This is a genomic window from Nonomuraea sp. NPDC049784 (assembly GCF_040659615.1).
Lineage (GTDB): Bacteria > Actinomycetota > Actinomycetes > Streptosporangiales > Streptosporangiaceae > Nonomuraea.
In genome coordinates this window covers 1-11514 of record NZ_JBFAMX010000316.1, presented here as the reverse complement: position 1 = coordinate 11514, position 11514 = coordinate 1, and the positions used below count along the sequence as shown (strand labels likewise).

General features: G+C 71.8%; 11 protein-coding genes and 1 pseudogene. 9 read left to right on the top strand and 3 right to left on the bottom strand.

Features of this window, described 5'->3' with window-relative positions:
• Window positions 1-331 (bottom strand): annotated as a pseudogene (locus AB0J09_RS40360) (hypothetical protein); the annotation flags it as partial.
• Window positions 332-633: 302 nt separating this feature from the next.
• Between AB0J09_RS40360 and AB0J09_RS40355 the strand changes: the two are divergent.
• On the top strand, window positions 634-969 hold the full coding sequence (locus AB0J09_RS40355; RefSeq protein ID WP_360703091.1) for a hypothetical protein: 336 nt from the start codon (window positions 634-636) through the stop codon (window positions 967-969).
• A 44-nt stretch (window positions 970-1013) separates the two neighbouring features.
• On the opposite strand, the gene AB0J09_RS40350 is transcribed toward AB0J09_RS40355, so the two are convergent.
• Entirely contained in the window at window positions 1014-1664 is a 651-nt protein-coding gene (locus AB0J09_RS40350; RefSeq protein WP_360703089.1) for an Lrp/AsnC family transcriptional regulator, read from the bottom strand.
• Between the two features lie 111 nt (window positions 1665-1775).
• Here AB0J09_RS40350 and AB0J09_RS40345 point away from each other — a divergent pair, with 111 nt between their 5' ends.
• The 7 genes from AB0J09_RS40345 (at window position 1776) to AB0J09_RS40315 (ending at window position 9779) form a co-directional block, all read left to right on the top strand.
• Window positions 1776-3359 (top strand): ABC transporter substrate-binding protein, encoded by a 1584-nt coding sequence (locus AB0J09_RS40345; protein WP_360703086.1) that lies wholly within the window; start codon window positions 1776-1778, stop codon window positions 3357-3359.
• Between the two features lie 13 nt (window positions 3360-3372).
• On the top strand, window positions 3373-4443 hold the full coding sequence (locus tag AB0J09_RS40340) for an ABC transporter permease (protein ID WP_360703084.1): 1071 nt from the start codon (window positions 3373-3375) through the stop codon (window positions 4441-4443).
• A complete protein-coding gene (locus tag AB0J09_RS40335; protein WP_360703081.1) occupies window positions 4440-5288 on the top strand; it encodes an ABC transporter permease in 849 nt (282 codons plus the stop codon). The genes AB0J09_RS40340 and AB0J09_RS40335 overlap by 4 nt, the downstream gene beginning before the upstream one ends.
• Entirely contained in the window at window positions 5285-6061 is a 777-nt protein-coding gene (locus AB0J09_RS40330) for an ABC transporter ATP-binding protein (protein ID WP_360703079.1), read from the top strand. The genes AB0J09_RS40335 and AB0J09_RS40330 overlap by 4 nt, the downstream gene beginning before the upstream one ends.
• Entirely contained in the window at window positions 6058-6966 is a 909-nt protein-coding gene (locus AB0J09_RS40325; RefSeq protein ID WP_360703076.1) for an ABC transporter ATP-binding protein, read from the top strand. The genes AB0J09_RS40330 and AB0J09_RS40325 overlap by 4 nt, the downstream gene beginning before the upstream one ends.
• Window positions 6963-7967, top strand: a complete 1005-nt coding sequence (locus tag AB0J09_RS40320) for a Xaa-Pro peptidase family protein (protein WP_360703073.1) — start codon at window positions 6963-6965, stop codon at window positions 7965-7967. The genes AB0J09_RS40325 and AB0J09_RS40320 overlap by 4 nt, the downstream gene beginning before the upstream one ends.
• Window positions 7968-8201: 234 nt before the next feature.
• Entirely contained in the window at window positions 8202-9779 is a 1578-nt protein-coding gene (locus AB0J09_RS40315) for a Na+/H+ antiporter (protein WP_360703070.1), read from the top strand.
• Here AB0J09_RS40315 and AB0J09_RS40310 read toward each other — a convergent pair.
• On the bottom strand, window positions 9776-10837 hold the full coding sequence (locus tag AB0J09_RS40310; protein ID WP_360703068.1) for a hypothetical protein: 1062 nt from the start codon (window positions 10835-10837) through the stop codon (window positions 9776-9778). The two genes, AB0J09_RS40315 and AB0J09_RS40310, sit on opposite strands and share 4 nt — an antisense overlap.
• 107 nt (window positions 10838-10944) lie before the next feature.
• Here AB0J09_RS40310 and AB0J09_RS40305 point away from each other — a divergent pair.
• A partial coding sequence (locus tag AB0J09_RS40305; protein ID WP_360703066.1) for a GNAT family N-acetyltransferase occupies window positions 10945-11514 on the top strand: 570 nt, incomplete at its 3' end.

Sequence of the window (11514 nt, the reverse complement as noted above, 5' to 3'; positions counted from 1 at the left end):
AGTCGCGCAGCGCCCTGCGCACGTCCACCGGCGCGGTGCCCGGCAGAGAGGCGGCCGCCCAGTACGCGTCGACCGCCGCCTGGCGCTCGGCGTGGGTGTTGAGGCGGGCGGCGTCGGTCGTGGTCCACGGCACGATGATCGCGATGGCGAACACCAGCAGGAACATGGCCGACAGCATCGCCCCCGCGTGCGCCGCGGACGGCCCGTTGGGATCGCGGTCCTCTCCGGCCCTCTTGACCTTCCTGAACACCAGCGCGGTGAGCGCCACGGCGCTCACCGCCGCCAAGATCGAGAGCAGGTACGCCACCATGAAGAATCTCCCGAACCTCATCGGATACGCAACGTCACATTACTATCACACAGCGCAATGATGGTGTCAGGCGCGGAAAGGTAAAGTCCCGGGCAAGCACTCCTGGGCGACGCGCCTTACGGCGCCGGCCCGCAGTTGCCGGCGAACGTCACCACCGCCTGCCCGGCTCCAGCCCCCTGGCGAGCAGCGGGATAGCGCTCCTGCTCTTGTACGGCGCGCCGCTCTGTCCCCCACTGGACGGATTGCCGATCATTGACCGGTGCCTCTCACTATCTGTCCAGCCGGATGCTGATATTTCGAAAATGTGGGCCACCATGGCGGGCGTGAATCTCAACGGCCGCAAATTCGTGATGGTGAGCTCGACGGCGAGCGCAGTAGACCAGGACAGCCCTACGGAGTTCCGCTACCAGGAGTCCGACGGAGTGGTGTGGGGAAGTTACTCCGGCGACACCGTGACCCACGGGCATTTCGTGGGCACGCGGGACGGCGAACTGGTGACCATCTCGTACGTGCACGCGCTGAAGGCAGGCGGGACGGCGGCCGGCCAGAGCAGCAGCCGCATCGAGGCGGGGGACGACGGGCTGCTGCGCCTGGTGGAGGAGTTCAGCTTCGACGGCGACGACACGGTCCACGTGAGCGTCTGCCGGGAAGTCGCCTGATCAGTCGTCCTTGCGCAAGGGCGGCGCGGCCCACGCCGGCATCGCTAGTCGTCCTTGCGGAGGGCGGCACGCCCCTCGGCGGCGCCGACGAAGCGCATCTTGCCGAGCGGCACGCCGCCCTGGGCACCCTCCTGGGCGGGCCGACGTGACGTGCGGGACCGGTCCCTGTCGCGGTCGCGGTCGCTGGGCAGCACGTATGGCCGTCTGAGCACCTCGTCCAGGATGAACACCGTCTCCGTCGCCTTGACCGCCGGGATGTTGGCCAGGCGGTCGGTCACCATGGTGTGCACGGCGGCCACGTCCGACACGCGTACCTGGATCATGGCGTCGTGCTGCCCGGTGGTGATCGCGCAGTACTCGACCTCGGGCATCCGGGCCAGCTCCGCCCTGAACTGCTTCCACATCTGCTGTCGCACGGTCACGAAGATCAGCGCGGTGATGCCGAGCCCGGTCCGCACGTGGTCGATCTCGGCGGTGAAGCGCTTGATCGCGCCGTCCGCGCGCAGCGCCTCGAAGCGCGTGTAGGCGTTCGCCCGGGAGATGCCGACCCGCTCGGCCAGCGCGGCGACCGAGATCCTGCCGTTCTCGCGCAGGACCTCGAGGATCTTCATGTGGACCTCGTCCAGCTCGAGACCGATGCCGATCCGTCCAGGCTGACCGCCACCGCTAGCACCATTTCTGGAAATTTCACTCATCATTACCTCATCGACCTTTATATACGTCTCGCTGACCGCGCGGGACCTGGACGTTCTGCCGGACAATCCTCGACATCTTCCTGCCGAACGTCCAATCTTGGAGGACCTACCATGGCGACCCGCTCGCAGACGGCGGCTGTGCTGCTCGCCGGTGCACTCGCCCTCGCCGCCTGCGGAAGCGGCGGCAGTTCCCAGTCCCCCGCCGCGTCCGGCGGTGGCGGCGGCAAGACCCTCGTCATCGACACGTCCTTCGACCTCAAGACGGCCGACCCGGGCCGCACGTACGAGCCGACGGGTCTCATCGTCGGCAAGGCGGTCTACGAGACGCTGCTGACGTTCGACGGCGCGGATGTGACCAAGCCGGTGCCCGCGCTGGCGGAGTCGTACGAGCTGAGCAAGGACGGCAAGACGCTGACGCTCAAGCTCAAGAAGGGCGCCACGTTCGCGGACGGGTCGCCGATCACGGCGGACGACGTGGTGTTCTCGCTCACGCGTGTGCGTGACATGAAGGGCACGCCGTCGTTCCTGCTGGACGGCGTCGACGTGGCCAAGACCGACGACTCGACGATCACGCTGACGTCGAAGGCGGCCAACCCGGCGCTGCCGTACATCCTGCCCAACCCGGCGCTCGGCATCATCAACAGCAAGGTCGCCAAGGAGCACGGCGCCACCACGGACGCCCAGGACAAGGCCGAGCAGTACCTGAACTCGGCCTCCGCCGGCTCGGGGCCGTACGAGATCGAGTCGTTCAACGTGAGCAGCCAGGTGACGCTCAAGGCGAACCCGAAGTACTACGGCACCAAGCCCGCCTACGACAAGGTCGTCATCCGCAACGTCGAGGCCGCCACGCAGAAGCTGAACGTGCAGCGCGGCGACAGCCAGGTCGCGCTGAACCTGTCGGGCGACCAGGTCACCGGCATGCCCGCGACTCTGCAGGTCAAGAAGACCGCCTCGGCGAACGTCATCTTCCTGCTGGCCAACCAGGACTCCGGGGTCAGCAAGACCACGCCGAACGCCAAGTTCGTGGAGGCGGTGCGCAAGGGCGTGGACTACGCGGGCCTGCTGGAGCTGGCCGGCGAGGGCTCGGCCCAGGCGCCGGGCGTCATCCCGTCGCAGCTGCTCGGCGCGCTGCCCGCCGCCGCGGCGGCCAAGCGGGACGTCGAGGGCGCCAAGGCGGCGCTGGCCGCCAGCGGCCTGACGAACCCGACCGTCAAGCTGGAGTACCCGAGCGAGCTGACCGTGAACGGCCTGTCGTTCCAGCCGCTGGCCGAGCGCATCCAGGCCAACCTCAAGGAGGTCGGCATCACGGTGGACCTGCAGCCCGCGCCGGTCACCACGGCCCTGGACAACTACCGCAACGGCAAGGAGGAGCTGGGCCTGTGGTACTGGGGCCCGGACTACCCCGACCCGAGCGACTACCTGGCGTTCCTGCCCGGCAAGACGGTGGGCCTGCGGGCCGGCTGGAAGGCGGGCGCGGCCAAGGACATCGAGACGGCCGGTGACAAGGCCGCCGTGACGATCGGCGACGACGCCCGCAAGGCCGCTTACGAGGACGTGCAGACCAAGCTCAACGCCTCGGGCCCGTTCATCCCGCTGATCCAGCCGAGCCAGAACATCGTGACGGCCGCCTCCGTGACCGGGCTCGAGTACCACCCGGTGTGGACGGTGGACGTCGCCGACCTCGGCGTGAAGTAAGGGAGCCTCGCAGGTGTCCGACATCCCGGGCGGAACCCGCCGGGGCCGGGCGGCGCGGGGCCATCCGCTCGTCCGCTTCCTGATCCGGCGCATCCTGCTCGCCGTGCTCATGGCGTGGGGTATCACGCTCGTCACGTTCGTCCTGACGAACCTCGTCCCCGGCGACCCCGTGGCCGCCAACCTCGGCCAGCGGGCGCTCGGCGATCCGGCGATCGTGGCGCAGTGGCGGACCGAGCACGGGCTCGACAAGCCGCTCTGGCAGCAGTACGTGCTCCACCTCCAGGGGCTGACCCACGGTGACCTGGGCGTCAGCCAGCAGAGCCACCGCCCGGTCAGCCAGGACCTGGCCGAGTTCGTCCCGGCCACGCTGGAGCTGGCCGGGGCGGCGATCCTGGTGTCGCTGCTGCTGGGCGTGGCCTTCGGTGTGGTGGCCGCCCTCCGCAGGGACCGGGCGTCCGACCACGTGCTGCGTCTGCTGAGCCTCATCGGCATCTCCGTGCCGACGTTCTGGCTGGCGCTGGTGGCGTTCTACGTGTTCTTCTACCGCCTGCAGCTCACCCCGGGCAGCGGCCGGGTGGACGCGGCGCTCGGCGGCGCGGCCCCGGCCGTGACCGGGCTGCAGACGGTGGACGCACTGCTGGCGGGCCGGTGGGACGTCTTCACCTCCGCCGTCGGCCACCTCGTCACGCCCGCCCTGGTCCTGGCGATCTACACGATCGGGCTGCTCACGCGCTTCACGCGCTCGGCGGTGCTGGAGGTGCTGGGGCAGGACTACGTGCGCGCCGCCAGGGCCAAGGGGCTGCCCGGCCGGGTGGTCCTGTTCAGGTACGTGCTGCGCTCGGCCCTGGTGCCCGTCATCACCGTGGCGGGCCTGGCGTTCGGCAGCCTGCTGTCCGGCACCGTGCTGGTCGAGGCGATCTTCGCCTGGCCCGGCGTCGGCCAGTACGCGTACAAGAGCGCCACCACCCTCGACCTGCCCGCCGTCATGGGCGTCGGCCTGGTCGTCGGCATCGTCTACCTGGTCATCAACCTGATCGTGGACGTCCTGTACGGCGTCATCGATCCCCGAGTGAGGCTTCAATGATCTTGAAGCGGCTGCCCGAGGCCTGGCGGCAACCCCTGGCTGTGGCCGGTGGCGTGCTGGCCGTGGCGTGGCTGGTCATCGCGCTGGCCGCGCCCGTGCTGGCGCCGCACGACCCCCTTGCCCAGGACTTGCCGCGGCTGGCGGCGCCGGGTCCCGGTCACTGGTTCGGCACCGACCAGCTCGGCCGCGACATCCTCAGCCGCGTCATGTACGGGGCGCGGGTGTCGATCCCGTTGACGTTGCTGCTGGTCGTGCTGTCGGTGCTGATCGGCGGGCTGCTCGGCGCGTGCGCCGGCTACTTCGGCAGGTGGGTCGACGAGACGATCATGCGGGTGGCGGACCTGGTGTTCGCGTTCCCGACCGTGATCCTGGCCATGGTGGTGGCCGCGGCGCTGGGCGCCAGCCTCACCAACGCCGTGCTGGCCGTGCTGGTGGTGGCCTGGCCCGCGTACGCGCGGGTCACGCGCGGGCTGGTGCTGGGGGTGCGGGAGCGGGAGTTCGTGCTGAGCGGCCGGCTTCTGGGCTTCTCGGTGTGGCGGTCGCTGCGGGTGGACGTGCTGCCGAACGTGACCGGCCCCATCCTCGTCCTGGCCACCCTGGACATCGGCACCGCCCTGCTCCTGCTGTCGGGGCTGTCGTTCCTCGGCCTCGGGGCCAAGCCGCCGTCTCCCGAGTGGGGGGCGATGGTGGCCTCGGGGGTGGAGGTGTTCGACAGCTGGTGGGTGGCGACGTTCCCGGGGCTGGCGATCCTGACCGTGGTGCTGGCGTTCAACTTCCTGGGCGACACGCTGCGGGACGCGCTCGACCCCCGTACGGCCCGCGCGATCAAGGAGCGTGCCCTATGACGACGCTGAGCATCACCGGGCTGAAGGTGACGATCGGCGGCAAGGAGATCCTGCGCGGCGTCGACCTCACGCTCGAGCCGGGCCGCGTGCACGGGCTGGCCGGGGAGAGCGGCTCGGGCAAGACCATGACCGGCCTGGCCGTGCTGGGCCTGCTGCCGCACGGCGCCCGGGTGTCGGGCGCGATCCGGCTCGGCGAGCGCGACCTGCTCGCGCTGCCGCCCAAGGAGCTGAACCGGGTGCGCGGCGGCGAGGTCGCCATGGTCTTCCAGGACCCCGCGACGAGCCTGCACCCGATGCTGACGATCGGCAAACAGCTCACCGAGCACATGCGGCACCACCTGGGGCTGGGCAAGGGCGAGGCGCGGGCCCGGGCGGTCGAGCTGCTGGGCAAGGTGCGGATCCCGGGGGCCGAGGAGGCGTACGGACGTTATCCGCACCAGTTCTCCGGCGGCATGCGGCAGCGCATCGCCATCGCCATCGCGCTGGCCTGCTCCCCCAAGGTGCTGATCGCCGACGAGCCGACCACCGCGCTGGACGTGACCGTGCAGGCAGGCGTGCTGCGGCTGCTGCGCGGGCTCTGCGACGAACTGGGGCTGGCCGTGCTGCTGGTCACGCACGACCTCGGGGTGATGTCGGCGGTGGCTGACGAGGTGAGCGTGATGAAGGACGGGCTGGTCGTGGAGTCGGGCCCGCGTGAGCGGGTGCTGCGGGAGCCCGAGCACGCCTACACCCGCTCCCTGCTGGACTCCCTGCCCGACGCGGAGGCACGATGACCCTGCTATCCATCGACGACCTGGTCGTCGAGCACCGCTCCCCCGGCCGTCCCGCCGTGCGGGCCGTGGCGGGGGCCAGCCTGGCGGTCAACCCCGGCGAGGTCGTCGGCCTGGTCGGCGAGTCCGGGTGCGGCAAGTCGACGCTCGCCCGCGCCGTCTGCGGCCTGAACCCGATCACCGCCGGCTCGATCGCGTTCGACGGGGAGCCGGTCACTCCGCTCGGCCTGCGGCGCAGGAAGCTGACCGGGATCCAGATGGTGTTCCAGGATCCGTACGCGTCGCTCAACCCCCGGCGGCGGGTCGGCGGCCAGATCGCCGACGGCCTGCGTACCTCGAACGACACCGCCACGTCCCCCGCCGACCTGCTGGAACGCGTCGGCCTGCCGCGGGACTTCGCCGGACGGCATCCGCACGAGTTCTCCGGCGGGCAGCGGCAGCGCATCGCCATCGCCCGTGCCCTGGCCGCGCGGCCGCGGCTGCTGATCGGGGACGAGCCCATCTCGGCGCTGGACGCCTCAGCACAGTCGCAGGTGGCCAGGCTGATGCGGGACCTGGCCGTGGATTCGGGCGCGGGGCTGCTGTTCATCAGCCACGACCTGTCCGTGGTGCGGCTGATCGCCGACCGGATCGCCGTCATGTATCTCGGCAAGATCGTCGAGGTGGGCGACACGGCCGAGGTGTGGGCCGATCCCAGGCACCCGTACACGAAGGCCCTGCTGCAGGCCATCCCCAAGCCGGACGGGATGGGCGTGCTGCCCGCGGAGCTGCCCGGCGACGTGCCCGATCCGGCCAATCCACCGGGAGGGTGCAGGTTCAGCCCGCGGTGCCCGTTCGTGATGGACGTGTGCCGCGAGAAGGAGCCGGAGTTCGGGCCGGTCGCCTGCTGGCTGCACGAGCCGAAGTGACGCCCGCGCCGCACGACACACCCGCGCCTGAGACGGCTACGGCGCGGGTGGCGGCGGTGCGGGCGGCCATGGACGAGGCCGAGGTGGACGCGCTGGTGTTGCGCTCCTCGCCGGACTCCCGGTTCCTGGGGGGCGGCGAGGGCGCGTTTCTCGTGGTGACGCGGCACGTCGTCGCCGAGACCGCCGATCCGGCCGGGGTGCTGCCGGACGGGGCGCGGCGGGTCGGGGTGGATCCGGAGATGCCGGTGCGCGAGCTGTTCGGGCTGGCGATCGAGGCCGAGCTCGTGCCCGCGTCCTCCGTGCTGTGGCCGTTGCGGCTGCGGAAGGAGCCGTACGAGATCGAGGCCGTCCGGGGCGCGGTGGCGGCCGCCGAAGGGGTGCTGGGGCAGGCACGGGAGCTGGCCTGGTTCGGGGCGACCGAGCAGGCGATGGCACACCGGCTGCGGGTGTTGCTGGCCGAGTCGGGGTGCGAGGAACTGCTGTCGCTGCGGGTGGCGGCGGGCGAGCACTCGGCGCGGCCCGCGCACGTGCCCGGGGAGCGCGTGATCAACCCCGGGGACGCGCTGGCGGTGTCGGTGTGCGGCCGGTGGGGCGGCTACTGCGCCGAGGTGGCCAGGGTGTTCGTGGTGGCGGAGCCGCCGGAGGACTTCGAGGCCATGTACTCGGTGGTGCTGGCCGCCCACCGGGCCGGGCTCGCCGCCATGCGGGCCGGCGGTCCGGTCGGTGAGGTGGCCAGGGCCGTCGGCGAGGTGATCGACGGGAGCGGGTACGGGCACTTCGCGGCGGCGCACGTGGGCCGGGGAGTCGGGCTGGGGCACGACGAGGGGCCGTGGCCCGGCGAGGACGCCGTCTTCGCGCCGGGGATGACGTTCTGCCTCGAACCGGCCATCTACGTGCCCGACCTGTTCGGGGCGCGGGTGGCGGACGTGGCGGTCTGCACGGACGAAGGGCCGCTCCCGCTGGGCGCGTACCCGCACACGCTGCAGGTGCTGGAGCGCTGACTCCCTCGGCCGGGCCACCGCTCCCGCTTCCGTCCGGCGCGGGTTGAGGTCCTTCCGGGAAAGGTGGGGCGCGCCTCGGAGGCGGCCATCACCCGGCTCGGCCGCGCCCCGGCGGCTGGCGGGTGAACACGCATGGGACAGGTGCGCCGGTGAGCGGGGTCGGGAGCGGCAGGGCGGTGAGCACGGAGTGTGAGCGTTCGATTACGCTGGTTGCGGCGATCACCGGGGGGCGTCGTGGACCAGTTCGTGCTGCTCATGCTCGTGCTGCTGGGCGCGCTCGTCACGGTCCCGGTCGGCGAGCGGCTGGGGCTGCCGTCGCCCGTGCTGATGACGCTGCTCGGCATCGTGCTGGCCGTGCTCCCGTTCGTGCCCAACGTGGACATCCCGCCCGGCATCGTCCTGCCCCTCCTGCTCCCGCCGCTGCTCTACGCGGCCGTGCGGCGCACGTCGTGGCGGCAGTTCGCGGCCAACTGGCAGCCGATCTTCCTGCTGGCCGTGGCGCTGGTGTTCGTGACGACGGCGGCCGTGGCGGCGACGGCGCACGTGCTCGTGCCAGGGCTGCCGCTGGCGGCGGCCGTCGCTCTGGGCGCACTGGTGGCGCCGCCCGACCCGGTCGCGGCCACGGCGGTGGCGGGGCGGCTCGGGCTGCCCAGGCGCATGGTGTCGGTGCTCGAAGGTGAGGGGCTGTTCAACGACGTCACCGCGATCGTGCTGTACCACGTCGCCATCGCGGCAGTCGTCACCGGCTCCTTCTCGTGGCCGGGCGCGCTGGCGGAGTTCGTGCTGTCGGCGGTGGTGGCCGTGCTGGTCGGGCTGGCGCTCGGGTGGCTCGGCGGGAAGCTGATGGCGCTGCTGGGCGACGCCATGCTGCAGGTGGGGCTGTCGCTGCTGGTGCCGTTCGCGAGCTACGCGCTGGCCGACGCGCTGCGCGGATCGGGCGTGCTGGCCGTGCTGACCACCGCGTTCTACCTGAGCGATCGCATGGCGGACGCGGACGACGTGTTCGGCAGGCTCGCGGGGGCGACGTTCTGGCAGGTGGTCGACACGCTCGTGACGGGGGTCGCATTCGGGCTGATCGGGCTGGAACTGCACGCCGTGTTCGGCACCGTCCACGGGCGGCTGGTGCCCCTGCTCGGCTGGAGCGCCGCCGTGGTGGGGATCGTGCTCCTCGTACGGCTCCTCTGGCTGCTCCCGGCGGCCTGGCTGGCGCGGCGGGCCGCGCGCGAGGACACCGAGATCCCGCTGAGCTGGCGCGAGACGATGGTCATGTGGTGGGCGGGCATGCGCGGCGTGGCGACGGTGGCGCTCGCGCTGGCCATCCCCCTGCGCCTCGACAACGGGGCGCCGTTCCCCGAGCGGGCGGTGATCGTGTTCATCGCGTTCGCCGTCGTCCTGGCCACGCTCGTCGTCCAGGGCCTGACGCTGCCCTGGATCGTGACGCGGCTCGGGGTCAAGGCGGACCTGGCGGCCGAGCGGGAGCTGGAGAAGGCGCTGGCCGTCCGGGCGGGCAACGCGGCCAGGCGGCGGCTGCGGGAGATCTACGAGGCCGAGGACCTCCCCGACGACGTGGTGGAGGTGCTGAGCGGGCGCATAGTGGACCTCGGGCTGCGGATCAGCCCGGAGGTGGCCGACGAGGAACGGCGGGAGGCGTTCGAGCAGCGGGCCAAGCGGGTCAGAATGGTACGGCGGGTGCAGCGCGAGATGTTGTCGGCCGCCAGACAGGCGATCCTGGACGCCCGACGGGACCCGAACGCCGATCCGGTGGTGGTCTCACGGGTGCTGCGCGAGCTGGACACCCGCAGCCTGCGCTAGACGGACTCGGCCAGCCTGCGGGCCTCGTCCGCCCAGCCCATCAGGAACATCAGCGCCTTGCCCCGCTCTCTGTAGCGCCGGGCCGCGTCCACGGGCCTGGCGCCGCCGTAGTCGAGCTGCGCGCTCCCCGCTCCGGCGAGCATCAGGGGCGTCAGGAAGTCGTACTTGACCGCCGAGGCGCACACCGCCAGCCGTACCAGCCGCTCGTCTCCGCGCCACCCCGACTCGCGCAGCCCCCGCAGGTAAGCGCCGTAGACGGCGGTGTCCAGGCCGGGCAGCAGGTCGGCGGGCAGGAACAGGTCGAACACGCTGTCCGGGATGTGGTTGCCGACGTCCTCGCCCAGCGCGCCGTCGCCGGCGAACGCCCAATCCACCAGCACGCTCTCCCCGTCCCGGTCGATCACGTTGCTCGGCCACACGTCGAGGTGGCACAGCGCCCTCGGCAGCGACTCCAGCACGGCCAGGAACTCCTCCCGGTCGCCGTGCAGCCGCACCAGCTCACCGCGCAGCCCGGACGGGAAGTTCTCGCTGATGAGGGGGTGCCGCCAGGCCGCGTCGTCCTCCAGCAGCTCGTACGGAACCGGCTTCGACCCCACGTAGTCGCGCAGGAACGACCGGCTCAGCCACGGCCGCTCCACCTCGCCCGCCGCCCCCTGGGCCAGGCCGAGCTGGTGGCCGAAGAGCGCGTGGCGCTCGACGTCCCAGGCGGTGCCAGGCTGTCCCGCCACGTCCTCGGTCCACAGCGCCAGGTCGCCGTCGTCCCGCTCGACCAGCTCCAGCAGCTTCGGCGCGGTCACCCCCGAGCCCGCCCACAGCCCCGGCAGGCCGTCGGCGTAGACGTCGGCCTCCCTGCGCCAGTAGTTCCAGTGGCGCGGGTCGCCGGAGTGCCCCCAGCCCTCGCCGCCCTCCTTCCGCCGGGTCAGCACCTTGAGCACGGCCGACCTCGAACCCCTGCGCACCCGCCAGATGCCGCCCGTGACCGCGTTCTTGGGGTTGTGCGTGAGCGGCTCGACCACCGCGTCAACGCCGCCGAGCACACGCGCGATCTCATCTTCCACTCGCGCAACTTTAAACCTGTGACACGGCCCCTCAGCCTCCCGGATGCCGCGGGCACCGCGCCATCGCATACTGTCGCGAGTGAGCGTCCGGCAGGAGGAGGGACAGGTTGGCCGAGGTCAGGGAGCTGCATGAGATCGCGGAGTTCGAGCGGGTCAGCGCGCTGTTCGACGTCATCTGGCACTTCGGGCCCGCCAGCCCGCCCGTCACGATCGAGTTGATGCGGGCGATCTCGCACGCGGGCGGCTACGTGGCGGGCGCGTTCGACGGCGACCGGCTCGTCGGCGGCTCGGTCGGGTTCCTCGCGGCGGGCAGCGCGCTGCACTCCCATGTCACCGGCACGGCGGCGGGGCGCGGCATCGGGTTGGAACTCAAGCTGCACCAGCGCCGCTGGGCGCTGGAGCGCGGCCTGGAGCGGATCACGTGGACCTACGATCCGCTGGTGCGCCACAACGCCCACTTCAACCTGGCCAAGCTGGGCGCCCGCCCGACTGAGTATCTGCCCTGCTTCTACGGGGTCATGGAAGACGCGATCAACCACGGCGACGAGTCCGACCGCCTGCTCGCCGTCTGGTCGCTCTCGGACCCGCACGTGGAGGCGCTGGCGCGGCGGGAGCCGTACCCGATGCCGGTGCCGGACGGCGCGGTGGTCGCGCTCGCCGACGAGGACGGGCGGCCG

Coding starts and splice junctions, on each gene's coding strand:
- AB0J09_RS40350 (WP_360703089.1), bottom strand. CDS start 1,664: ATGAGTGAAATTTCCAGAAATGGTGCTAGCGGTGGCGGTCAGCCTGGA.
- AB0J09_RS40345 (WP_360703086.1), top strand. CDS start 1,776: ATGGCGACCCGCTCGCAGACGGCGGCTGTGCTGCTCGCCGGTGCACTC.
- AB0J09_RS40335 (WP_360703081.1), top strand. CDS start 4,440: ATGATCTTGAAGCGGCTGCCCGAGGCCTGGCGGCAACCCCTGGCTGTG.
- AB0J09_RS40330 (WP_360703079.1), top strand. CDS start 5,285: ATGACGACGCTGAGCATCACCGGGCTGAAGGTGACGATCGGCGGCAAG.
- AB0J09_RS40325 (WP_360703076.1), top strand. CDS start 6,058: ATGACCCTGCTATCCATCGACGACCTGGTCGTCGAGCACCGCTCCCCC.